Genomic DNA, 21,286 nt, shown 5'->3' with positions numbered 1-21,286 from the left:
AGCTTCGTCTCGTCCGTCAGCCGAGCCAGACCCGGTAGGACTGCCAGGTGGGATCGAAGACGAGTTCCATCTCCACCGCCAGATCCATGTCTTCCTGCAGCGATTGCGCCTGCGAGATCGCGCCATCGGGATCGGCCACCTGGAAGTGAATGGTGCGCACGCCCTCCTCCAGCACCACGTGCGTGCAGCAGCCGGCCTCATGCACCTGCAGCCGCGCCGTCAACCGGTCTTCATAGGCGCGAGCCTCTTCCAGTTCCTCGCCCGATTCGACCGGCACCGCCACCGACAGGCGATGGCACAGGTCGGCCCGCCCCACCAGCGCGGTCGCCACGTCGTTGCGCATGACGATCATCTCGATCTCGCGGCCGTCCTCGGCGGTGCGCGTCGCGCTCAAGCCGGACCACGCATGCTCGCCCGGCGGAAACACGCCGGTGTGGCCGAGTTCGTCTCGCCAGCAGGCGTCGAACAGGGGCACGAAATCGTCGAGCGGCACGCCTTCGAAACCGGCCTGCGCATCGGCATCGCAATAGTCGACGGCGCCGACCTTCACCGCGAAGTCGTACTCGCCCAGGATGTGGTCGAGCATGATGAGGCTCATGTGGCGAGCATGGTCCTGCATGTCCATCGGGATCGGCTTGGCGAAGCCGATCTCCAGCGCCACCCGTCCCCGGTAGCTTTCGTGCTTCACCAGGACTTCGGAGCTCGCCAGTTCGAAGTTGTTCATGCGCATGCCGAAGCCATCGCGCGAACGCTGGCGGAACGCCTCCACCTCGACCTTCGGCAGCTTCGGGCTGTTCTGCACGAGCATCATCAGGTCTTCGAAGTCGTCCACCGATCCGTGCGCCGTCAGCACCAGCTTGAACACGGGCGGGTCGCCTGCCACCTCGGCGGCCAGTCGCGGAAAGTGAGGCTCCAGCAGTGCGTTGAGCCCCTCCATCAGTTCGCGGGCAGGCAAGGCGCGAAGGCTCTCGAGCCGGGTGCTCACGGCCTGCCAGAAGCTTGCGCAGGCCTCGGCGCGTGGATCGGTGTCGTATGTCGACATGCCAGAGAGTCCTTCAGGGGGATGGATTGAGAATGTCCTGCAGATGCCGGACCAGCGTGCTGCACTGCTCCCGCGTGCCGATGCTGATGCGCAGGTACTGCGCGATGCGCGGCTGCCTGAAATGCCGCACCAGCACCGCGCGCCGGCGCAGCAGCGAAGCCAGTTCCGCAGCGTCGCGTTGCGGATGGCGTACGAAGACGAAATTGGCCTGCGACGGCAGCACCTCGAAGCCCAGGTCCTCGAGCTGGAGGCATAGTCCCTCGCGGGTGTCGACGATCTTATTCCGGGTGCTGCGAAACCAGTCTTCGTCTTCGAGCGCGGCGACCGAGCCCGCGGATGCCAGCCTGTCGAGCGGGTAAGAGTTGAAGCTGTCCTTCACGCGCACCAGCGCATCGACCAGGTGCGCCTGACCGCAGGCAAAGCCGACGCGCAGGCCGGCCAGCGAGCGCGACTTGGAGAGGGTCTGCACCACCAGCAGGTTCGGATACCTGTCGATCAGCGGCAACGCGCTCTCGCCGCCGAAATCGACATAGGCCTCGTCGACCAGCACCACGCGATCGGTGCAGGCTTCGAGCAATTGCTCGATGCGCGACAACGGCAGGCCGATGCCCGTCGGCGCATTCGGGTTCGCGATGACGATGCCCGCACAGCCTTGGCGCGCACGCGCCGCGAGGGCATCGACGTCGATGCGCAATCCCTCGTCCACGGGCTGCTGCTCGCAGGCAATGCCGTAGAGCTGCGCATAGACCTTGTAGAAGCTGTAGCTCACGTCGGGCATCAGCAGCGGCTCGGCCTGCTGGAAGAACGCGAAGAAGGCGTGCGCCAGCACTTCGTCGGAGCCGTTGCCTGCGAACACTTGCTCAGCCTTCAGATCGTGCCGCCGCGCCACGGCCTCGCGCAATGCGAGCGAGGTGGGATCGGGATAGAGCTGCAGGCCGTTCTCTGCCGCGCGCCGGATGGCCTCGATGGCCACCGGAGACGGCGGGTACGGGTTCTCGTTGGTGTTGAGCTTGACGAGGTTCTCGATGCGCGGCTGTTCGCCGGGCACGTAGGGCTCGAGCGCGGCGATGCGCGGGCTCCAGAAGACAGGCGCCGGTTGTCCTTCTTGCGTCATGGGCTTGTGCGTTCCTTTGCCGCTCAGCCGAGCAGGCGAGCCAGGGTCAGCAAGGCCAGCAGCACCATCCACATCACGACCGAGCGCCAGACCAGCCCCACCACGCTGCGCAGGTGGCCGGGCTCGGGTTCACGCCCCGGCGTGCTGCCGCTGTCGGTGCGGCGGCCGTCGGCCAGCGATTCGCCGGCCTGGGCGCGCGGAAGCGGATCGGCAACCGGGATCGGACGCAGCGAGCCGCCGCCCAGGCGCACATTCACGGCGCCCGAGGTGGCCGCAAGGATCACGCCGTCGTTCTCGTTGGGAAAGCGCTGTGCGTCGTTGCGCCAGCAGTCGATCGCTTCCTCGAAGCTGCCGACCACCGCGAAGCCCAGCGCGGTGATGCGCGCGGGCAGCCAGTCGATGGCGTGCCATGCGCGATCGGCGGCCTCCTGAACGGCAATGCTCGAAGGCTGGATCGCGGCGCCGTTCTTGTGCGCCCAGTAGCGGGAGACGAACTCACTCATGCGGTAGAACACGGCACCCGCCGGGCCGAGTCCGATGGCCGCGATGATCGAGAACCATGCGAGCACGCCGAACACATGGCGGTGCGCGGCGATCACCGAGTGCTCGATGACGTGGCGCACGATCTCGCTGCGCGGGAGATCGGCCGCGTCGACGCCCTGCCAGTGCGCGAGCAGCGAGCGCGCCAGCGGCTCATCGCCCTCGTCGAGCGCATCTCGGATGTCGGTGAAGTGGTGGCTGAACTGCCGGAAGCCCAGCGTGACGTAGAGCACGGCAATGCTCCAGAGCACCGCGAACGGCAGGCCCAGCGTGAGCACCAGAAGCCAGTGAATGCCAAGTGCGCCGATCGTCGGCACGAAGACCGCGAGCCCCCAGGCGATCCATCCGTGATGCGGCTTGCCCGCGTCGAAGTTGCGGCTGGTCCAGCGTGTCCACGCCAGCACCGCGCCGTACACGGGGTTGTGCGGGCCCAGGGGCCGCACCTGCTCGATCAACAGAGCGCACAGGATGGCAAAAAAGCTCATCCTTCGATGATAGCGAGAGCGCCCGAAGGTTCAGGCCGTATTCAGACTCGTCTCAGGCAGCGAGGAAATGGTAGAGATTGCGCAGCATGCCGGCGGTCGCGCCCCACACGAAACGCTCATCGGCACCGTCCTGATAGGGCATCGAGTACCACTGGCGCCGCGTGCCGTCGGGTGCGGGCACGGTGTGGTGGCGATGATTGGCCGGATCCATCAGCCACGCGAGCGGCACCTCGAAGGCCTCTGCTACCTCATAAGGATTGATGGTGAGTTCGAAGTCGGGCTGAACCAGCGAGACCACCGGCGTCACGATGAACGAAGTCACCGTCGTATAGGTCGGCAGGCTGCCGAGCACCTCGATGTACTGCGCGGAGAGGCCGACTTCTTCCCAGGCCTCGCGCAGCGCGGCGGCTGCGATGTTGGCGTCCTCCGAGTCGACGCGGCCGCCGGGGAAGGCGACCTGCCCCGAATGAGTCGACAGGTTCGAGGTGCGCTCGGTCAGCAGCACCGTCGCGCCTTGCGGGCGCTGCACGATGGGCACCAGCACAGCGGCCTGCGCGGGAACGCGGTCAGTCATCTTCGGCTCACGGCGCAGCTCGGGCGTCCAGGCAGGCGGGGTGGCGAAGCGCGACCGCAGCGCCTGTGCCGTCAGCTGCGAGGCCGCCACAGCCGGCAACCCCTGGACTTCCCCAGCCACGAAAGGCACCTTGCGCGGGTCGAACTGCAGCAGCGTGGGCGGCGCCACGGCGTTGACGATTTCGGCGGAGGCGGCCTGCGGGGAAGTGGACGAGTTGGTCAAGAGATGAAAGGTACCGGAGTCGGGTGGACGAAGTAGAGCGGAAAAAGGGAAAGTTGTCGCTGAGCGGGGGCAACAATGCAAAAAGCCGCCAGAGCGGCGGCTTTTTGCACGACAGGAAGGCAGCTATTACGCGGCCGATGCAGCCGTCGACTTGCTCGGCAGCTTTTCCTTGATACGTGCCGAACGGCCGCTGCGGTCGCGCAGGTAGTACAGCTTGGCGCGGCGCACATCGCCACGACGCTTGACTTCGATGCCGGCGATCAGCGGGCTGTAGGTCTGGAAGGTACGTTCCACGCCTTCGCCGCTGGAGATCTTGCGCACGGTGAAGCCGCTGTTCAGGCCGCGATTGCGCTTGGCGATCACGACGCCTTCGTAGGCCTGCACGCGCTTGCGGGTGCCTTCGACGACGTTCACGCTGACGATGACCGTGTCACCGGGCATGAATTCGGGGATGGTCTTGCCGAGACGGGCGATTTCTTCCTGCTCGAGGGTCTGGATGAGGTTCATGATTTCCTGATATTCGATCGTGCCGGGCTACACAAAAGGCGCCTTTGGCTTTCGCGGAAAGAACCGCAAGAAGACCGGACGCGGCCGGACAGAGGATCGGGGAACCGGGAATTATAGCTTTTTTTTCAGCACGGCCTCATCGGCCTTGCCAAGACGCCCGGCAGCGCGGGCCGCCTCGATCAGCTCCGGCCGCCGAGCAGCCGTGATCGTAAGTCGCTGATCGCGGCGCCAGCGCTCGATCTGGGCGTGATGGCCCGAGAGCAGCGGCGCCGGCACGCCCTGCCCGTTCCACTGCTCGGGCCTCGTGTAGTGCGGGCAATCGAGCAGGCCGTCGAGCGCAGGATTGAAGCTGTCCTGGACATGGCTGGCCTCGTCGCCCAGCACGCCGGGCTGCAGCCTGGCCACGGCGTCCAGCAGGGCCATCGCCGCGATCTCGCCGCCTGAAAGCACGAAATCGCCGAGGCTGATCTGGTGGGTAATGCGCGAGTCGATGAAGCGCTGGTCGATGCCCTCGTAGCGCCCGCAGATCAGCACAGCCCCTTCGCTGGCCGACCAGCGCTCGACCGATTCGTGCCGCAGCGCCTCGCCGATAGGGGAAAACAGCACGACCGGCACTTCGCCGCCGGCACCACGCGCCGCGAGCGCCGCATCGAGACAGGCCGCCAGCGGCTCCGCCATCATCACCATGCCGGGGCCGCCTCCGAAGGGGCGGTCGTCCACGCGCTTGTAGTTGCCCTGCGCGAAATCGCGCGGATTCCACAGCACGACCTCGACCTGTCCCGATTCGTAGGCGCGACGCGTCACGCCGCTGGCCACGAAGGGCGCGAACATCTCGGGAAAGAGCGTGAGAACGTCGAAGCGCATGTCGCGCGGGGCGCCGGTCAGTAGTCCGGCTGCCAATCGACCGTGATGAGCCGCCCGGGCAGGTCGACCTTGTCGACGAAGGCGGAGACGAAGGGCACCATGCGCTCGATGGCCTTGCCCTCTTCCTCGGCGGCCAGCACCAGCGTGGTCTGCGGGCCGGTTGCGAGCAGCTCGCGCACCGTGCCGAGCACCACGCCTTCGCGGTTGACCACCGACAGGCCGATCAGGTCGACCCAGTAGTACTCATCGTCGCCAGCGGTAGGAAAGCTCGATCGCGGCACGAACACGCGCGCCCCGCGCAGCGCCTCGGCGGCGTTGCGGTCAGGCACGTCCGCGGACGTGGCGACGATGCAATCGGAATGTTCCTTGGCTTCGCGGATCGCGAGCCGGAAGGCTGTGCTCGCCGAGGCTCCGGGAGCCTGCAGGAACCAGCGCTTGGAAGAAAAAAGCGCCTCGGGTTGGGCGCTGTGGGGCAGGACCTTGAACCAGCCCTTGATGCCCCAGGCATCGGCGATGCGCCCCACTTCGATCGCATCCGCCGGCAATTCGGCGGCTTCGAGTGCAGGCAACATCGCCGTGCGGGCGGCTTAGGCTGCCGCCTTGGGAGCTGCCGAGGCAGCTTGCTTGATCAGGCGCAGAACGGTGGGCGAAGCTTGTGCGCCGACGCTCTTCCAGTACGCCAGACGGTCCTGGGCGATACGGATGCTTTCTTCGTTTTCCTTGGCGGTCGGGTTGTAGAAGCCCAGGCGCTCGATGAAACGGCCATCGCGGCGAACGCGCTTGTCCGACACGACGATGTTGAAGAACGGACGGCCTTTGGAGCCGCCGCGGGAGAGTCGAATGACGACCATGATTTATCCTTGGGTGGTCAGCAAGCCTAGTGGATGAAAAGAAGGCCTGCTCACAATGTTCTTCCAGCGTCGAGACACGCGACATGGCCACCCGGCCAGCGACACGCTGAAAAGCCCGCGATTATAGCCCGACAAGCGTTTTCCCCCAATTCCGGCCCTGCGCCAGCCGTTTCCATCCGCATGCCCCTTGCCATCCGCCCCAGCCGCGAAGAAGACATCGCAGCCATCACCGCCATCTATGCCCACCACGTGCTGCACGGCACGGGCACCTTCGAGACGGAGCCTCCTTCCCCTGCCGACATGACATCGCGCCGCGCCGACGTGCTGGCTAAAAACCTGCCGTACGTGGTCGCAGAGGAAGACGGAAAAGTGTTGGGTTTTGCCTACTGCAACTGGTTCAAGCCGCGCCCAGCCTACCGTTTCTCGGCCGAAGACTCGATCTACGTGTCGGAGTCAGCACGCGGCAAGGGTCTCGGCACCAAGCTGCTGGCAGCGCTGTCGCAGGCAGCCGAGGCGGCAGGCGTGCGCAAGCTGATCGCGGTGATCGGCGACTCGGCCAACGCAGGCTCCATCGGCGTGCATCGCAGCCAGGGCTTCACGCACGTCGGCGTGCTGAAGGACTGCGGCTGGAAGTTCGGCGAATGGCGTGACGTCGTATTGATGGAAAAGGTGCTCGGCGAAGGCAGCACCACCAGACCCGAATGAAAAACAAGACCTTCGCCGCCTGGCTCTCCCTCCTCGGAGGCCCGCTCGGGCTGCATCGCTTCTATCTGCGCGGCATGGGCGACTGGCTCGGTTGGCTGCTGCCCATTCCCACGGCACTGGGCGTCTACGGCATCGAGCGCGTGCGCATGTACGGCGTGGACGACGGCCTGAGTTGGGCGCTGATTCCCCTGCTGGGCTTCACCATCGCAGGCTGCGCGCTGATGGCCATCGTCTACGGCCTCATGACGCCCGAGAAGTGGAACGCCCGCTTCAACGCCAGCGCACCGGCCGACGCCGAACCCGGCCGCACCAACTGGTTCACCATCGGCGCCGTAGTGCTGGCCCTCTTCTTCGGCAGCACGATCCTGATGGCCAGCATCGTGTTCAGCTTCCAGCGGTACTTCGAGCACCAGATCGAAGAGGGGCGGAAGATCTCCCAGTAACTTCCTACGCCGGCCGCAACGCATTGCGCAACTCTTAGAATAAGAAAGAGTTACGCAATGATACATACACATCAGATCACCTTGCGCCCCCATGAGGACGCCCGAGGCTCCGTCACGGAGTTGTTTCGCGAATGCTGGAGTTCGGGGGACGAACCCTCTCCAGTTCAATGGAACCTGCTGCGTTCGGCCGGCAATGTGCTACGCGGCGTGCATGTGCACCTGACCCATTTCGACAACTTGGTCGTGCTGGAGGGCACCATGCATCTGGGCCTGTGCGACCTGCGAGCGGATTCACCCTCCTTCGGACGCGGCTCGCTGGTCGAACTGGACGGCAAGGAACCCAAGATGGTGGTGATTCCACCCGGCGTGGCACACGGCTTCTACTTCGACGCCCCCTGCCTCGCAATCTACGGGATGTCCCACTACTGGGACCCGGTATCCGACGAACTGGGCTGCCGCTGGGACGACCCTCGGCTAAACATCCCCTGGCCGGCAAGCTGCGTTTCGCCCGAGCTGTCCGCGCGCGACCGGAACGCAGACAGCCTCGATGCGCTGCTGCAGAAGATGGCTGCCGCCGAGGCCACATCATGATCCGCATCGGACTCGCAGGCTGCGGCCGCTGGGGCCGGCTGATCCTGCGCGACCTGCAGGCGCTCGGCTGCGAGGTAGTGGTCGCCGTGCCAAGCAACGAGGGGCGCCGCGCCGCGCTCGCCGCGGGGGCGACGCATGCAGTGGGCACCGTCGGCGAACTGCCCGAGTGCGACGCCTACGTGGTCGCGGTGCCAACGGTGTCCCACGGCGAGGTTGTGCTCGAACTGGCCGCGCGTGGCCGGCCTCTTTTCTGCGAAAAACCCCTGACGGCAAATGTCGACAGTGCTCGGCGCATCGTGGAGGCCGCCGGCGAGCGGGTGTTCGTGATGGACAAGTGGCGCTACCACCCTGGCGTACACCTGCTGCGCGACATTGCCCGCAGCCAGGAACTGGGCCCCGTGCAGGGCATCCACGCCACGCGGGTGCAATGGGGATGCCCGCACACCGACGTGGACCCTGCCTGGATCCTGATGCCACACGATCTGAGCATCGCGCTCGAGATCCTCGGAGACCTGCCCACGCCGAAGCTCGCGCACGCCGAGTCCGATGATCAGGGCCTCACCACGCTCAAGGCCTGGCTCGACGGTCCGGTGTGGATGCATTGCGAAGTCGGGGTACGTTCTCCGCAACACCGTCGTGTGATCGAACTGCGCTGCCGCGACGGCGTGGCCGTGCTGGGCGATGCCTACGACGAACACGTGGCTGTACTGCGTACGCGCGGACGATCGACCTCCCGGCCAGCACCCGAATGGGAGCGACGGCCTTTCGCGGCAAGCATGCCCCTGCTGGATGAGCTGGCCTGCTTTGTCGCGTGGGTCGCGGGTACGGGTCCGGCTCCGAAAAGCAGTGCCCAGGAGGGCTTGCGCATCGTGGAAGCCGTTGCGCAAATTCGCGCGTTGGCCGGGCTCGAGGAAGACCGCTGAATGCCCGCCTCGCCCGACTTCACCGTCCTGATACCGACCCACGCCCACGAAGACACGCTGCGCTATTCGGTGGCGAGCGTCCAATGGCAAACGCGACAGGACTTCGAGCTTTTCATCGTCGGAGACGGTGTAGGCGACCGCACTCGCGAAGTAGTGGCTGAACTGATGACCGCCGACGAGCGCATCCGCTTCTTCGATCGTCCCAAGGGCCAGCGCAATGGAGAACGCTCGCGCCACGAGGCGCTGCAACATGCGAGCGGACGCTTCGTGTGCTACCAGAGCGACGACGACCTGTGGATGCCCGAGCACCTGGAGACAATGGCCGGGCTGCTCGAGAAGCACGACCTCGCCCACACCATGCAGATCGAGGTGTCGCCCGACGGCTCGATCCACTCGTCGATCTTCGATGCCGCCGTCGACCCCCAGGCCATCCGGAAAATGGAGCAAAGGGAAGCCGGCTTCGGGCTCTGCACCGGCGGCCACAGGCTGGACGCCTATCACAGGCTCCCCGACGGCTGGATGCCCGCGCCGCCACACGTGGCGAGCGACTTGCATTTCTGGCTCCAGTTTCTGCGCCAGCCCTGGTGCAGATATGTTTCCCTCAAGTGGCCCGAAGTCCTGCACCTGTCGTCCGAAAGCCGTCGCGGCCTGGCCGTGACCCAGCGGGTCGATGAACTCGCACGCTGGTGGCATGAACTGCAAGCTCCCGAGCGGAGAGCGGCGGTTGTCCGGCAATGCCTGCAGCCCGTCCTGGACCGGCTGGCTGGCGCGCGCCCCGCAAGCGCAGCAGCACTCGCCTCTGCAATCGATGGGTTGAAGCGCGAAGTGAGCCGACCACGCAGGAATGGCGACACGTCGACCACGCTGCACGCATACGCCATGGGCGAGGCGATCCGATTCGGCACCGAAGCGCCGACGCTCCGGTATGCCCACTCCGGCCTCCTCGCTCCCGAGCCCTGGGGCTGCTGGAGCGGCCCTGGGCCGATTCAGCTGGTGCTGCCGCTGGCCGCCCCCGTAAAGCGGGACCTGGTGCTCCGCGTGGACGCGAACCTCCTGGTTGATCCAGCCACCAAGCCGCTGGGCGCCTTCGAGATCAGGGTCAACGGACAGGCCGTACTCCAGATCCATGACAGCCGGGGACGCGCGGAATACAGCACCCGGATTCCCGCTACCTTGTGTACCGGGCTCCAGGTCATGGTGATCGAGTTCATCCCGCTGATGCCCGCAAGCCCGAAGGAACTGGGTCTCAGCAGCGACGCCCGAACTCTGGGCGTCGGCTTGCGCAGTCTTTCGATCGACGAGGAGCAGCCAGCGCAACCGCGGCGCTGGGGCCGGGGCTGACGGGCACGACGACCTGAATCGACGCCGTCTGCCACGACACGCTTCGCGTGTGCCGGTCTTCCTGCTGACGATCGCGCATCCTTCCCCGATCGCTCCTCATGGGAGAAAAGCCGTCAGAAGATCTGCCAGCTAACCCAATAAGCAATCGCCGCCACGAACGCCGAAGCCGGAATCGTGAAGATCCAGGCCCAGACGATGTTCCCCGCCACGCCCCAGCGCACCGCGCTCGCGCGCTGCGCGGAGCCGACGCCGACGATGGCGCCGGTGATGGTGTGCGTGGTCGACACCGGAATGCCCAGCGCGGTGGCCAGGAACAGCGTCAGCGCGCCGCCCGTCTCGGCGCAGAAGCCGCCCACGGGCTTGAGCTTGGTGATCTTCTGGCCCATCGTCTTCACGATGCGCCAGCCGCCGAACATGGTGCCCAGCGCGATCGCGGCGTAGCAGCTCACGATGACCCAGTTCGGGGGCGTCGCGTCGCTGGAGGAGGCGTACCCCGTCGCGATCAGCAGCATCCAGATGATGCCGATGGTCTTCTGCGCGTCGTTGCCGCCGTGGCCCAGGCTGTAGGCGCCCGCCGAGACCAGCTGCAGCCGGCGGAACCAGCGGTCCACGCGCGAGGGCGTGGCGCGGCGGAAGCCCCAGGCCACCAGGACCATCATCAGCGATCCGAGCAGGAAGCCCAGCACCGGCGAGACGAAGATGAAGGCCACCGTCTTCCAGATGCCCGAGGCCACGAGCCCGCTGGTGCCGGTCTTGGCGATCACTGCGCCCACGATGCCGCCGATCAGCGCGTGCGACGAACTGCTCGGGATGCCGTAGTACCAGGTCACGAGGTTCCAGCTGATGGCGCCCACGAGAGCGCCGAACACCACGTGCACGTCGACCACCCCGGGCTGGGCGATGCCCTTGCCCACCGTGGCGGCCACGCTCAGATGAAAGATGAAGATCGCGATCAGGTTGAAGAAGGCCGCGAAGACCACGGCCTGCCCCGGCCTGAGAACCCCGGTGGACACCACCGTCGCGATCGAATTGGCGGCGTCGTGGAATCCGTTCATGAAGTCGAACAGGATCGCCAGAGCGACCAGCACCACAACCACCCAGAGGGCGACCTGAACCGTTGCCATCGGTCGCTGCCCGCTTACGAATTCTCGAGGACGATGCCCTCGATCACGTTGGCCACGTCCTCGCACTTGTCGGTGATCGTCTCGAGCAGCTCGTAGATCGCCTTGAGCTTGATCACCTCGCGCACATCGGGCTCCTCGCGGAACAGCTTGCTCATGGCGCTGCGCATCACGCGGTCGGCGTCGGACTCGAGGCGGTCGATTTCCTCGCAGGTCTTCAGCGTGGCCTCGGCCACGGCCGGGTCGGCGATGCGGCCCAGGAACTTGACGGCGTCCTTCAGGCGGTCGCAGCACTTCACGCTCAGCGAGGTGAGGCGCACGATCTCGTCGGTCATGTGGCGCACGTCGTACAGCGCCATGGTCTCGGCCGAGTCCTGGATCAGGTCGGCCACGTCATCCATCGTGTTGATGAGCTTGTGGATCTGCTCGCGGTCGATGGGGGTGATGAAGGTCTTGTGGATCAGCCGGTTGACGTCGTGCGTCACGCGGTCGGCAGCGCGCTCGGCGTTGTCGACGTCGCGGTTGTACTGCTCGCGCAGGTGCACGTCGCTGTAATTGGTCACCAGTTGCTCGAACGCCCGCGCCGCCTCGACGATGCGCTCGGCGTGCTGGTTGAACATCTCAAAAAAATTCCCCTCGCGGGGCAGCAGCTTGCCGAACATGTGGCGCTCTCCTGGGATCTCGGAACTTGCCTGCCACATCCGCGTGACAGGGTGATGAAAAACCGTGCAAGTGTAATGGGAGGGCGAAGCCGGGCCGGCGGGCCGGGCTCCCGCCCCGCCGCCGGTCAGCCGCGGATGCGTTCGATGACCTGGCCTGAAACCCGCGCCAGCGCCGCGCGCGGCACCTTGTCGGGAGCGATCTCGGCCAGCGGCTTGAGCACGAAGGCCCGCTCCCGCATGCGAGGGTGCGGCAGGCTCAGCTTGGGCGTGTCCTTGACCGTATTGCCGTGCATCAGCAGGTCGAGGTCGAGCGTGCGCGGTGCATTGGGAAAAGGCCGCTCGCGCCCGGCCTGGTCCTCGAGCAGCTGCAGCTCGGAAAGAAAAGCCTCCGCAGTCAGGCCGGTCCGCACCGCCACGACGGCATTGATGTAGTCGGGCCCCGAAGATTCGACGGGCGCGCTGCGGTAGAGCGACGAACGCGCGGTGACTACGGTTCGCTCGATGGTGTCGATGGCGTCCATGGCCGCCTTCACCGCCGCCTGGGCGTCGCCCAGGTTGGCGCCGATGGCGACGAAGGCCTGCACGGTCGGGTAGTCCTCCTTCGAACGGCGCATGGCCTGGCCGCCTCCGGAAGGCCGGGCCTGGGCCCGCTTCGCGGGTGCCGCGCGCTTGCCTGTCGGAGCGGGCCGCGGGCCGCTCTTCCTGCCGTCGCCCTTGGGCCGATCAGGCTTGTTCATGCGTCTGCGGCGCTCCCGCCGCCCTCACCACCGCCTCCTGGACGCGGCTTGCGGCGGCGCCGGCGCTTGCGCGGCGCCATGGCTTCGCCGTCTGGCGGCACGGCCAGGGTCTCGACCTCGACATCGTCGTTCCGGCCCGGATCCGCGGCGCGGCGCCCTGCCGGCTCCCCATGGGGCTTCGGCTGCTTCGGCGACTGGGGCGTCTCGCGCACCCGCACGCGCTGGCGCACCTTCTGCTCCTCGCGCACCTGCTCCAGCAGGTCGGTACGGCGGGCGTCGTCGGAGGTGCTGAACTCCTGCCACCACTCGGCGATGGCCTCGCCCACCTCGCCCACGTCGGCGCGCAGGCGCATGAAGTCGAAGGCCGCGCGGAAACGCGCCTGCTCGACCAGGCTGTAGGGCGTGGAGCCGGTGCGCTTGTCGAAGCGCGGCTGCATCATCCAGATCTCGCGCATGTCGGCGGCCAGCTTGCCGCGGCCCGACACGTCGCCGATGCGGGCGTTGAACACGTCGTCGATGGCATCCTGCAGCGCCGGGAACGGCGGCTGCGGGCGCTGGCCGTTGCGGCCTTCCTGGCGCTGGGCCCAGCCGTCGCGCACGTCGGCCCACAGCACGCAGGCCAGCAGGAAGCTGGGCGCCACGGGCTTGCCCTCGCTCACGCGGCGGTCGGTGTCCTGCAGGGCGGCCTTCACGAAAGGCTGGTCGGCGCGCTCCACCACCACGTCGAGCAGCGGATAGATGCCGCGGGCGAGGCCGAGCTTCTTCAGCTGCTCGACCGTCGCGATGGCGTGGCCGGTCTGCAGCAGCTTGAGCATCTCGTCGAACAGGCGGCTCTGCGGCACGTCGGCCAGCAGCTTGGTCGACTCGACCAGCGGAGCGGCCGTCTTTGCCTCGAGCTTGAAGCCCAGCGCAGCGAGCTTGGCCGAGAAGCGGATGGCCCGGATGATGCGCACCGGGTCTTCGCGGTAGCGCGTGGCCGGGTCGCCGATCATGCGCAGCGTGAGCTTCTGGGCGTCCTTGATGCCGTTGTGATAGTCCACGACGACCTGGTTGGCCGGGTCGTAGTACATGGCGTTCACGGTGAAGTCGCGACGGGCGGCGTCTTCCTCCTGCGGGCCCCAGACGTTGTCGCGCAGCACGCGGCCGCTGGCGTCCACCGCGTGCTTCATGCTCGCGAGTTCGCCCTTGCTGGTGCGCTCGTTGCCCGCCACCTGCTCAGCCGCGGCGTTGTCCATGTAGGCGCGGAAGGTCGAGACCTCGATCACCTCGTGCTCGCGCCCGCGGCCGTACACCACGTGCACGATGCGGAAGCGCCGCCCGATGATGAAGGCGCGGCGGAACAGCGACTTCACCTGCTCCGGCGTGGCGTTGGTGGCCACGTCGAAGTCCTTGGGGCGCAGGCCCAGCAACAGGTCGCGCACCGCGCCGCCCACCACGTAGGCCTCGTAGCCGGCCTGCTGCAGCGTGGTGACCACGTTCTTCGCACGTTCGTCGACCAGGGCCGGATCGATCCCGTGGACTTCGGCCGGCACCTCCTGGCGCTTGCCGAAGCGGCTCTTGCCCTGCGTGCCGCCGGCACCCTTGCCGAGCAGCTTGTCGATGAATTTCTTGATCATTGTTGGTTGGAAGCCTTGTTCGCTCTTTTATTCGTTCTCGAGCATGGAGCGGATCAGCGGAATGGTGATCGCGCGTTGCGTCTGCAGGGCGTAGCCGTCGAGCTGCGTGAGCAGCTCCATCAGGCTGCCGAGGTCGCGGCTGAAGCGGTGCAGCATGTAGTCGAGCACGTCGTCCGACAGCATCACGCCGCGCGCGTCGGCCGCCTGGCGCAGCACCGCGCGGCGTTCGCTTTCGCTGAGCACCTGCATGTGGAACACGTGGCCCCAGCCGAGGCGGGTGCGCAGGTCCTCGCGCAGCGGCAGGTCGGCCGGCGGCAATGCGCCGGCGGCGACCACGCCGCGCTGCAGCGTCTGGGCGTTGACGAACCAGTTGAAGGCCGCGTGCTGCTGCACGGCGGTGTAGAGGTGCACGTCGTCGAGCAGGACGGCGCCCCAGCGCTCGTCGAACTCGGGGGGCTCCAGCAGGCCGGCGTGCAGCCAGCCCACGCTGGCGCCCTGCTCGCCCAGTGCGACGCGCACCGATTCGAGCAGATGGGTCTTGCCGCTGCCGCCGTCGCCCCACAGGTAGGTGGGCACCGGCGAGTGCAGCGCGGGGCTGCCGGCACTGCCCACCCACACTTGCAGGTGGCGCAGCGCCGCCTCGTTGGGGCCGGCAAAAAAGGCGTCGAAGCTGGGGCCCGTCGCAATGCCGATATCGAGCGCGAGCTGTTTCATCCCGGGAAGGTTCATGGAGGGGGCCGCGAGGGCCCTTAAAATCATCAGGAATTCTATCGGCCCGGCCACCATGGTTACCGGCGCCCCTTCCGCCCCCACTCTTTGCGTCCCTCCCGACCTCGACCACCCATGACTTCCTCCACGCCCACCCCGCTCAGCTACAAGGACGCCGGTGTCGACATCGATGCAGGCGACGCCCTGGTCGACCGCATCAAGCCGCTGGCCAAGAAGACCCTGCGCGAAGGCGTGCTGGCCGGCATCGGCGGCTTCGGCGCGCTGTTCGAGGTGCCAAAGCGCTACAAGGAACCTGTGCTGGTCAGCGGCACCGACGGCGTGGGCACCAAGCTCAAGCTGGCCTTCGAATGGAACATGCACGACACGGTCGGCATCGACCTGGTGGCCATGAGCGTCAACGACGTGCTGGTGCAGGGCGCCGAGCCCCTCTTCTTCCTCGACTACTTCGCCTGCGGCAAGCTCGACGTGGACACCGCCGCGGCGGTCGTCGGCGGCATCGCCCGCGGCTGCGAGCTCTCGGGCTGCGCGCTGATCGGCGGCGAAACCGCCGAAATGCCCGGCATGTACCCGGCCGGCGAATACGACCTGGCGGGCTTCGCGGTCGGCGCGGTCGAGAAATCGAAGATCCTCACGGGCCAGAACGTCAAGCCCGGCGACGTGGTGCTGGGCCTGGCCTCGGCCGGCGTGCATTCCAACGGCTTCAGCCTGGTGCGCAAGGTGATCGAGCGCGCAGGCTCCGGCCTGCCCGCCACCCTCGACGGCAAGCCCTTCCGCGAAGCCGTGATGGAGCCCACCCACCTCTATGTGAAGCCGGTGCTCGAGGCGCTGGGCAAGCACCCGATCAAGGCGCTGGCCCACATCACCGGCGGTGGCCTGCTGGAAAACATCCCGCGCGTGCTGCCCGAAGGCACCGCCGCCCACCTCAAGAAGGGCAGCTGGCCGCAGACCGAGCTGTTCGCCTGGCTGCAGAAGGTGGCCGGCATCGACGACATCGAGATGAACCGCACCTTCAACAACGGCATCGGCATGGTGGTCGTCATCGACGCCGCCGAAGCCACGGCCTGCGCCGCCACGCTGCGTGCCGCCGGTGAAACGGTGCACGAGATCGGCGTGATCGCCGAGCGCGGCGAAGGCGCGGCCGTGGTCGTCGGCTGAACGCCGGCGGCTCCGTCCACAAGCACCGACGAACCGAGCACGCGACGCACCGGATGGCCAACAAGCCGCAGCCCGCCACCACAGCCGCTTCGACGGCCCCTGCCATCCGCCCCGCGGCCTCGCGCGGCGTGACCATCGCCAGCTATCTGCTGATGCTGGCAACCCTGCTGCTGGTGATGTGGGAGCACCTGCTGCCGGGCCTGCTGTGCGTGTGCATCGGCTTCCTCGTCACGCGCTGGTTCTCGCGCCTGCTGGCTTCAGGGTTCCAGCGCATTCCTGCACTGGCCAAACGGCCCGGAAGCGCCGACGGCTGGGCCGGCGTGCTGGCCGTCACCCTGGTGCTGCTGGCCCCCATCGCCCTGGTCACGCTGGGGCTGTCGCAGGCCCGCGAATACATCGTCGACGCGCCCGACCAGTACCGCGAACTGCTCGACTACACGGCGCGCACCGTGCTGGAGCTGCGCTCCAAGCTGCCGGTCGAGATCGCTGTCTACCTGCCCGAGGGCGCGGCCGAGGTGCAGCGCGTGATCGCCAACTACCTGCGCGCGCAGGCCGGCTCGCTGGCCGTGGCCGGACGCGCCTGGCTGCACGGCATCCTCTTTTCGTACGTGGGCCTGATCGTCGGCGGCCTGGCCGCCGTGGCGCATGCGCCGGTGCGGCGCCTGCCGCTGGCCGAACAGCTGCACCAGCGCGTGCAGACCTTCGGCGAGGCCTTCGGCCAGATCGTCGCGGCCCAGTTCTGGATCGCGGCCTTCAACACGCTGCTGACGGCCATCTTCCTGCTCTTCGTCATGCCGCTGTGGGACGCGCACCTGCCCTACACGCCGGCGCTCATCACCCTCACCTTCCTCGCGGGGCTGGTGCCCATCGTGGGCAACCTGGTCTGCAACTCGGTGATCACGCTGGTGGGGCTGTCGGTATCGCCGGTCACGGCTGCCGCCTGCCTGATCTTCCTGATCGTGATCCACAAGGCCGAGTACGTCATCAACGCCAAGGTGGTGGGCGCGCGCACGCAGATGAGCGTGTGGGAGCTGCTTGCCGTGATGTTCGTGGCCGAGGCGGTGTTCGGGCCGGCCGGGCTGGTGGCGGCGCCGCTGTACTACGCGTACCTGAAGAAAGAGCTGCAGGCGGCTCGGCTGGTCTGACGGGGCCTTTGCCGCCCCTCGAGGTCCGAATCTGATCGATTCCGGTCCGGCCGTGAGCGGACCGACGGCTGGCAGGCCAGAAGAATAGGCGGCATCATCCACTCCGCCCTCGCCCGCGAGCCCCGCCATGAAAACCTGTCTGATTGTGATCGACGCCCAGGAGTCGTTCCGCCAGCGCGCCTACTGGAACGAAAGCCAGGCGGCCCCGTACTTCGCCGCGCAGAACGCGCTGATCGAAGGCTGCGCCGCCGCCGGCCTGCCGATCGTGCGGGTCTTCCACACCGACGAGCCCTCCGACGCCAGCAACCCCTTCGCGGTCGAATCGGGCCATGTGCGCCCCATCGGCGGCATTGCCGCCTTCGACGCGGCCGCCACCTTCACCAAGCACCGCCACAGCGCGCTGGTCAACAGCGGGCTGGACGTGTGGCTCACGCAGAACGGCATCGGCCGGCTGATCGTGAGCGGCATCCGCACCGAGCAGTGCTGCGAGACCACCACCCGCCATGCCTCCGACCTGGGCTGGGAGGTCGACTACGTCACCGACGCCACCCTCACCTTCGACATGAAGCACCCCGACGGCAGCCCGCTCGCGGCCGCCGACATCAAGGCGCGCACCGCCGCCGTGCTGCATGGCCGCTTCGCCACCGTCTGCACCGTGGCGCAGGCGCTCGAACGGGCCGTGGCGTGAACGACATGCCCCTGCGCGTACTCATCCTCGCCTTCGACGGTGTCGAGGCACTGGATTTCGCAGGCCCCTTCGAGGTGTTCACCACCGCGAGCCGGGTCAGCCAGCGGATGCGGCCGGGCACGGCGGCGCCGTTCGATGTCGCCTCGGTGGCCCATGCGCAGCGCGGCCAGCCCGTGCAGGCGCGCGCCGGCCTGCAGTTGCTGGCCAACCACACGCTGGCCGACAGCCCGGCGGCCGACGTGCTGATCGTCCCCGGCGGCGTGGTCGACGCGCCGATGGCCAGCCCCGACACGCTGCGCTGGATGGCCGATCAGGCTGCCCGCGCGAAGATCGTCGCCTCGGTCTGCACCGGCGCCTTCCTGCTTGCCGAAAGCGGCGTGGTGTCGAACGACTCTGTCACCACCCACTGGGAAGACATCGCCGAGCTGCGCGAACGCTTCCCCTCGCTCGACGTGCGCGAGGGCGTGCGCTGGGTGGACAACGGCCGCATCGTCAGCTCCGCGGGCATCAGCGCCGGCATCGACATGAGCCTGCACCTCGTCGAGCGGCTGGCCGGGCGCGAGCTGGCCGAGCGCACCGCGCGCCAGATGGACTACGAATGGAACCGCAACCCCAGCCAGCCCTCATCCGCGTAGTCTTCGTCCTTCTGCCCGGCAGCCTCGTGCTCGACTGGGCCGGCCCGGCCGAGGCGTTGCGCATCGCCAACCAGCGGCTGCGCGCCATGGGCCAGCCCGAGCGCTTCGCCATCGAGTTCGCCAGCCCCCGGCCGACGGCCTTGGGCTCGGTGGGCGTGGCGCTGGCCGGGCTCTCGCCGCTGCCGACCACATGGGACGGTCCCGGCTGGGTCGTGCTGGTCGGCCTGCCCGGCGACGCCATCGCCATCGACAACACCGAGACGCAGGACCTGCTGCACTGGCTGCGCGGCCTGCGCTTCGAGCGCGACCGGCTGGAGCTGGTGACGGTCTGCGCCGGCGCCGTGCTGGCCGCGCACGCCGGGGCGCTGGCGGGACGGCGCGCCACCACGCATCACCATCACCTGGGCGAACTGCGCGAGGTGGAGCCGCGCTGCGACGTGGTGAGCAACCGCGTGTTCGTGATCGATCCGCCGCTCTACAGCAGCGCGGGCGTGACCACCGGCGTGGACCTGATCCTTCACCGCATCGCCGGGCTGTGCGGCGAAGCGCTCGCGGCGCAGGTCGCGCAGACCATGGTGGTGGCGCTCCGCCGCGGCCCGCACGACCCGGAGCTGTCGCCCTTCCTCGCCTACCGCAACCATCTGCATGCCGCGCTGCATCGCGTGCAGGACGCCGTCAGCGAGCAGCCGCAGGCCGACTGGAGCGTACCGCGCATGGCCGAGGTGGCGCACACCTCGGCGCGACATCTGACGCGGCTCTTCGTCGAGCACGCGGGCGTGGCGCCGCTGGCCTACCTGAGGCGGCTGCGGCTCGCGACGGCGCAACTGGCGCTGGCCTCGGGCGCGAGCGTCACGCGGGCGGCGGAGCAATCGGGCTTCGGCTCCGACACGCAGCTGCGCCGCGCATGGCACCAATTCGGGCTGCCGGGATCGCCTTCGGAAGCGGGATCGTCTTCCCGCGCCTGACGCCGCTCAGTGCCAGACGCCCGTGGGCGTTGGCCCCGGCACGCGCAGCAGCCTGTCGTCGCCGACCTCCAGCAGCCGGTTGGCCGCATAGCTATTCTGCGAATCGGGCTCGAGCGCCGCGCTGACCAGCGGCGACAGCGGCTGCGCCAGCGACACGTAGAAGCTGCCCGGCTGCACCACCGCGCGGCCATGGCGCAGCCGCACCCGGAAGCTGCGGATGGCCTCGCCGTCCTCGATGGCGCCGCGCGCATCCTGCCGCTGGCCATCGGTCTGCGAGAGGATTTCGTAGCGCTCCACCGACCACGGCGCCGCGCTGTCGATGCGCTCCACGCGCACGCCCAGCATCTGCAGCCGCTGCACGGCCACGGTCTCGCTGGCCGCGAGCAGATAGCCGCAGGGGCGCGGCCGCGCATTGACGATCTTCAGCGGCTCGGCGGCGCGCCAGTCGACGTCGACCGCCTTGTCCTCGCCGGTCTTCGCATCGAGGAAATCGAGCCGCTGCCGCGTCGGCGTCTGCCAGGCCTCGACCACCAGCTCGCCACGGCAGGCATCGGCCTTGGCGCGCTGGCCGGCCTGCGCGGTGAGCTGCATCAGCGCCGGGCCCTGCTTCGCCGCCGTCTCGATGACCGTGGTGGCCGCCAGCACCTGCGTGTGCACGCGACGCGCGAAGTGCGCGCGCCCGAGCCCCACGCCGCGCACCTCGAGCAGCAGGCTCACGGCCTGGTGCAGCGCGCTCACGTTGCGGCCGGTGTCGGGCTGCACGCCGCCCATCGACACGGTGCGGTCGTCCGCCTTGCCGCCGGAGGTGGTGTGGTACTTGAAGCCCTGCAATCCGGCCTGCGCGAAGGCGGCCTGGATGGCATCGACGTAGTCGCGCTGCGCGCTGGTGGCGATGGCGGCGTCGAGATTGCCCACGGTGGCGGGCTGCAGCAGGCCGTCGTACTTCATGACGGCGCCGAACTTGTCGATCCAGCGGCCGCCGACGGTGAACTCGTGCAGGTCGAGCACCACCTGCGGCGCGTAGCGCAGGGTGGCCGCCGCGATCACGCGCGCCTCGGGCGTGCGCAGCAGCAGGTGGTCGCGATTGACGTCGATGCCGTTGGCGGTGACGCGGGTGAAGCGCTCGGCGCCGTCGGGGTTGCCGCGCGGCACCAGCACGAGGTTGACCTTCTTCAGCAGCGCCGAGCCCGGTTCGGTCGCGAACTGCTGCGCGAGCGCCAGCACCGCCTCACCGCCCGCCGGTTCGTTGCCGTGCTGCTGGCCGATCACCATCACGGTCGGCCGGGCCGGATCGATGCGCCCCTGCTCCGCCAGCACCACCAGCGGCATCTCGCGCCCCTGCTGCGACTGGCCCAGGCGCTCGATGCGCACGTTCGGCGACTGGCGCGCCAACTCGTCCAGGAAGGCGAGCACTTCGGCATGCGAGGGAAAGTCGGTGCGCCCGGCGCGAAAGCCCGGCGTGGCGTAGCTCACCGGCGGATCGGGAAAGCGTGCAGCAATAACGGGCGGTTCGACCCATGCCTTGGAGGGATCGAATTGCGCCTGCGCCGGAACGGCCGACAGCAGGACGAGGCCGGAGGCGCACAGGCGCTGGAGGGAGGGGGAACGCAGCATGGCTGCGCATTCTGCTC

The 21,286-nt window shown here is 68.0% G+C and carries 24 protein-coding genes; 10 read left to right on the top strand and 14 right to left on the bottom strand.

Annotation, left to right across the window (positions count from 1 at the left end; translation table 11 throughout):
• Positions 1 to 16: 16 nt before the first annotated feature.
• From BMY35_RS12060 to rpsP, 8 genes are all read right to left on the bottom strand, one after another.
• Entirely contained in the window at positions 17 to 1,042 is a 1,026-nt protein-coding gene (locus tag BMY35_RS12060) for a hypothetical protein (RefSeq protein WP_093198697.1), read from the bottom strand.
• Positions 1,043 to 1,055: 13 nt separating this feature from the next.
• Positions 1,056 to 2,156, bottom strand: coding sequence for a histidinol-phosphate transaminase (gene hisC / locus BMY35_RS12055; protein ID WP_093198694.1), 1,101 nt, complete (start codon positions 2,154 to 2,156; stop codon positions 1,056 to 1,058).
• Positions 2,157 to 2,179: 23 nt separating this feature from the next.
• Positions 2,180 to 3,181 (bottom strand): CobD/CbiB family protein, encoded by a 1,002-nt coding sequence (locus BMY35_RS12050; protein WP_093198692.1) that lies wholly within the window; start codon positions 3,179 to 3,181, stop codon positions 2,180 to 2,182.
• A gap of 52 nt (positions 3,182 to 3,233) precedes the next feature.
• Entirely contained in the window at positions 3,234 to 3,977 is a 744-nt protein-coding gene (locus BMY35_RS12045) for a CoA pyrophosphatase (protein WP_093198689.1), read from the bottom strand.
• Positions 3,978 to 4,103: 126 nt separating this feature from the next.
• Positions 4,104 to 4,484, bottom strand: coding sequence for a 50S ribosomal protein L19 (gene rplS / locus BMY35_RS12040; RefSeq protein ID WP_093198687.1), 381 nt, complete (start codon positions 4,482 to 4,484; stop codon positions 4,104 to 4,106).
• Between the two features lie 111 nt (positions 4,485 to 4,595).
• Complete coding sequence (gene trmD, locus BMY35_RS12035) at positions 4,596 to 5,348, bottom strand: tRNA (guanosine(37)-N1)-methyltransferase TrmD (protein ID WP_093198684.1); 753 nt, start codon at positions 5,346 to 5,348, stop codon at positions 4,596 to 4,598.
• A 17-nt stretch (positions 5,349 to 5,365) separates the two neighbouring features.
• Positions 5,366 to 5,920 carry a ribosome maturation factor RimM gene (gene rimM, locus BMY35_RS12030; protein ID WP_093198682.1) on the bottom strand — a complete coding sequence of 185 codons (555 nt, stop codon included), beginning with the start codon at positions 5,918 to 5,920 and terminating at the stop codon, positions 5,366 to 5,368.
• Between the two features lie 15 nt (positions 5,921 to 5,935).
• A complete protein-coding gene (gene rpsP, locus BMY35_RS12025) occupies positions 5,936 to 6,199 on the bottom strand; it encodes a 30S ribosomal protein S16 (protein WP_093198680.1) in 264 nt (87 codons plus the stop codon).
• 180 nt (positions 6,200 to 6,379) lie between these two features.
• Between rpsP and BMY35_RS12020 the strand changes: the two genes are divergently transcribed.
• The 5 genes from BMY35_RS12020 to BMY35_RS12000 are packed head-to-tail and all read left to right on the top strand — an operon-like array spanning position 6,380 to position 10,202.
• A complete protein-coding gene (locus BMY35_RS12020; RefSeq protein ID WP_093198678.1) occupies positions 6,380 to 6,904 on the top strand; it encodes a GNAT family N-acetyltransferase in 525 nt (174 codons plus the stop codon).
• Positions 6,901 to 7,347, top strand: a complete 447-nt coding sequence (locus BMY35_RS12015) for a hypothetical protein (protein ID WP_093198675.1) — start codon at positions 6,901 to 6,903, stop codon at positions 7,345 to 7,347. Before BMY35_RS12020 ends, BMY35_RS12015 begins: the two co-directional genes overlap by 4 nt.
• A 57-nt stretch (positions 7,348 to 7,404) precedes the next feature.
• Positions 7,405 to 7,938 (top strand): dTDP-4-dehydrorhamnose 3,5-epimerase family protein, encoded by a 534-nt coding sequence (locus BMY35_RS12010; RefSeq protein WP_093198672.1) that lies wholly within the window; start codon positions 7,405 to 7,407, stop codon positions 7,936 to 7,938.
• A complete protein-coding gene (locus BMY35_RS12005; protein WP_093198670.1) occupies positions 7,935 to 8,861 on the top strand; it encodes a Gfo/Idh/MocA family protein in 927 nt (308 codons plus the stop codon). Before BMY35_RS12010 ends, BMY35_RS12005 begins: the two co-directional genes overlap by 4 nt.
• On the top strand, positions 8,862 to 10,202 hold the full coding sequence (locus BMY35_RS12000; RefSeq protein ID WP_093198667.1) for a glycosyltransferase: 1,341 nt from the start codon (positions 8,862 to 8,864) through the stop codon (positions 10,200 to 10,202).
• Positions 10,203 to 10,315: 113 nt separating this feature from the next.
• Here the strand turns inward: BMY35_RS12000 and BMY35_RS11995 are convergent, their stop codons facing one another.
• The 5 genes from BMY35_RS11995 to hda form a co-directional block, all read right to left on the bottom strand.
• Positions 10,316 to 11,326 carry an inorganic phosphate transporter gene (locus tag BMY35_RS11995; protein ID WP_093198664.1) on the bottom strand — a complete coding sequence of 337 codons (1,011 nt, stop codon included), beginning with the start codon at positions 11,324 to 11,326 and terminating at the stop codon, positions 10,316 to 10,318.
• Positions 11,327 to 11,340: 14 nt separating this feature from the next.
• Positions 11,341 to 11,985, bottom strand: coding sequence for a DUF47 domain-containing protein (locus BMY35_RS11990; RefSeq protein WP_093198661.1), 645 nt, complete (start codon positions 11,983 to 11,985; stop codon positions 11,341 to 11,343).
• Positions 11,986 to 12,110: 125 nt separating this feature from the next.
• Positions 12,111 to 12,722 (bottom strand): 2-amino-4-hydroxy-6-hydroxymethyldihydropteridine diphosphokinase, encoded by a 612-nt coding sequence (gene folK, locus BMY35_RS11985; protein ID WP_371287160.1) that lies wholly within the window; start codon positions 12,720 to 12,722, stop codon positions 12,111 to 12,113.
• Positions 12,719 to 14,338: a polynucleotide adenylyltransferase PcnB gene (gene pcnB, locus BMY35_RS11980; protein ID WP_093198658.1), complete on the bottom strand. Its 1,620-nt coding sequence runs from the start codon at positions 14,336 to 14,338 to the stop codon at positions 12,719 to 12,721. The genes folK and pcnB overlap by 4 nt, the downstream gene beginning before the upstream one ends.
• Positions 14,339 to 14,365: 27 nt before the next feature.
• Positions 14,366 to 15,052, bottom strand: coding sequence for a DnaA regulatory inactivator Hda (gene hda / locus BMY35_RS11975; RefSeq protein ID WP_240652132.1), 687 nt, complete (start codon positions 15,050 to 15,052; stop codon positions 14,366 to 14,368).
• A gap of 129 nt (positions 15,053 to 15,181) precedes the next feature.
• On the opposite strand from hda, the gene purM reads away from it, so the two are divergent.
• The 5 genes from purM to BMY35_RS11950 all read left to right on the top strand — a co-directional run bounded on the left by purM (position 15,182) and on the right by BMY35_RS11950 (position 19,655).
• Positions 15,182 to 16,222 (top strand): phosphoribosylformylglycinamidine cyclo-ligase, encoded by a 1,041-nt coding sequence (purM, locus tag BMY35_RS11970; protein WP_093198652.1) that lies wholly within the window; start codon positions 15,182 to 15,184, stop codon positions 16,220 to 16,222.
• Positions 16,223 to 16,275: 53 nt separating this feature from the next.
• On the top strand, positions 16,276 to 17,367 hold the full coding sequence (locus BMY35_RS11965; protein WP_170217097.1) for an AI-2E family transporter: 1,092 nt from the start codon (positions 16,276 to 16,278) through the stop codon (positions 17,365 to 17,367).
• A 127-nt stretch (positions 17,368 to 17,494) separates the two neighbouring features.
• The gene (locus tag BMY35_RS11960) at positions 17,495 to 18,055 is read left to right on the top strand and encodes a cysteine hydrolase family protein (RefSeq protein WP_093198648.1); all 561 of its coding nucleotides are present in this window, start codon (positions 17,495 to 17,497) and stop codon (positions 18,053 to 18,055) included.
• Between the two features lie 5 nt (positions 18,056 to 18,060).
• Complete coding sequence (locus BMY35_RS11955) at positions 18,061 to 18,690, top strand: DJ-1/PfpI family protein (protein WP_093199605.1); 630 nt, start codon at positions 18,061 to 18,063, stop codon at positions 18,688 to 18,690.
• Positions 18,654 to 19,655: a GlxA family transcriptional regulator gene (locus BMY35_RS11950; RefSeq protein ID WP_093198644.1), complete on the top strand. Its 1,002-nt coding sequence runs from the start codon at positions 18,654 to 18,656 to the stop codon at positions 19,653 to 19,655. The genes BMY35_RS11955 and BMY35_RS11950 overlap by 37 nt, the downstream gene beginning before the upstream one ends.
• Before the next feature lie 6 nt (positions 19,656 to 19,661).
• On the opposite strand, the gene BMY35_RS11945 is transcribed toward BMY35_RS11950, so the two are convergent.
• A complete protein-coding gene (locus BMY35_RS11945; RefSeq protein ID WP_093198640.1) occupies positions 19,662 to 21,269 on the bottom strand; it encodes a M14 family metallopeptidase in 1,608 nt (535 codons plus the stop codon).
• Positions 21,270 to 21,286: the final 17 nt, after the last annotated feature.

Origin of the sequence: Variovorax sp. YR750, from assembly GCF_900109805.1 — a bacterium.
In the GTDB taxonomy this organism is placed as follows: domain Bacteria; phylum Pseudomonadota; class Gammaproteobacteria; order Burkholderiales; family Burkholderiaceae_C; genus Variovorax; species Variovorax gossypii.
This window is presented reverse-complemented; position numbering and strand designations above follow the sequence as displayed.

Excerpts from the sequence above, each read along its gene's own strand:
- BMY35_RS12060 (WP_093198697.1), bottom strand. The coding sequence starts at position 1,042 with ATGTCGACATACGACACCGATCCACGCGCCGAGGCCTGCGCAAGCTTC.
- hisC (WP_093198694.1), bottom strand. The coding sequence starts at position 2,156 with ATGACGCAAGAAGGACAACCGGCGCCTGTCTTCTGGAGCCCGCGCATC.
- BMY35_RS12050 (WP_093198692.1), bottom strand. The coding sequence starts at position 3,181 with ATGAGCTTTTTTGCCATCCTGTGCGCTCTGTTGATCGAGCAGGTGCGG.
- rplS (WP_093198687.1), bottom strand. The coding sequence starts at position 4,484 with ATGAACCTCATCCAGACCCTCGAGCAGGAAGAAATCGCCCGTCTCGGC.
- trmD (WP_093198684.1), bottom strand. The coding sequence starts at position 5,348 with ATGCGCTTCGACGTTCTCACGCTCTTTCCCGAGATGTTCGCGCCCTTC.
- rimM (WP_093198682.1), bottom strand. The coding sequence starts at position 5,920 with ATGTTGCCTGCACTCGAAGCCGCCGAATTGCCGGCGGATGCGATCGAA.
- rpsP (WP_093198680.1), bottom strand. The coding sequence starts at position 6,199 with ATGGTCGTCATTCGACTCTCCCGCGGCGGCTCCAAAGGCCGTCCGTTC.
- BMY35_RS12020 (WP_093198678.1), top strand. The coding sequence starts at position 6,380 with ATGCCCCTTGCCATCCGCCCCAGCCGCGAAGAAGACATCGCAGCCATC.
- BMY35_RS12015 (WP_093198675.1), top strand. The coding sequence starts at position 6,901 with ATGAAAAACAAGACCTTCGCCGCCTGGCTCTCCCTCCTCGGAGGCCCG.
- BMY35_RS12010 (WP_093198672.1), top strand. The coding sequence starts at position 7,405 with ATGATACATACACATCAGATCACCTTGCGCCCCCATGAGGACGCCCGA.
- BMY35_RS12005 (WP_093198670.1), top strand. The coding sequence starts at position 7,935 with ATGATCCGCATCGGACTCGCAGGCTGCGGCCGCTGGGGCCGGCTGATC.
- BMY35_RS12000 (WP_093198667.1), top strand. The coding sequence starts at position 8,862 with ATGCCCGCCTCGCCCGACTTCACCGTCCTGATACCGACCCACGCCCAC.
- BMY35_RS11995 (WP_093198664.1), bottom strand. The coding sequence starts at position 11,326 with ATGGCAACGGTTCAGGTCGCCCTCTGGGTGGTTGTGGTGCTGGTCGCT.
- BMY35_RS11990 (WP_093198661.1), bottom strand. The coding sequence starts at position 11,985 with ATGTTCGGCAAGCTGCTGCCCCGCGAGGGGAATTTTTTTGAGATGTTC.
- folK (WP_371287160.1), bottom strand. The coding sequence starts at position 12,722 with ATGAACAAGCCTGATCGGCCCAAGGGCGACGGCAGGAAGAGCGGCCCG.
- pcnB (WP_093198658.1), bottom strand. The coding sequence starts at position 14,338 with ATGATCAAGAAATTCATCGACAAGCTGCTCGGCAAGGGTGCCGGCGGC.
- hda (WP_240652132.1), bottom strand. The coding sequence starts at position 15,052 with ATGAAACAGCTCGCGCTCGATATCGGCATTGCGACGGGCCCCAGCTTC.
- purM (WP_093198652.1), top strand. The coding sequence starts at position 15,182 with ATGACTTCCTCCACGCCCACCCCGCTCAGCTACAAGGACGCCGGTGTC.
- BMY35_RS11965 (WP_170217097.1), top strand. The coding sequence starts at position 16,276 with ATGGCCAACAAGCCGCAGCCCGCCACCACAGCCGCTTCGACGGCCCCT.
- BMY35_RS11960 (WP_093198648.1), top strand. The coding sequence starts at position 17,495 with ATGAAAACCTGTCTGATTGTGATCGACGCCCAGGAGTCGTTCCGCCAG.
- BMY35_RS11955 (WP_093199605.1), top strand. The coding sequence starts at position 18,061 with ATGCCCCTGCGCGTACTCATCCTCGCCTTCGACGGTGTCGAGGCACTG.
- BMY35_RS11950 (WP_093198644.1), top strand. The coding sequence starts at position 18,654 with ATGGAACCGCAACCCCAGCCAGCCCTCATCCGCGTAGTCTTCGTCCTT.
- BMY35_RS11945 (WP_093198640.1), bottom strand. The coding sequence starts at position 21,269 with ATGCTGCGTTCCCCCTCCCTCCAGCGCCTGTGCGCCTCCGGCCTCGTC.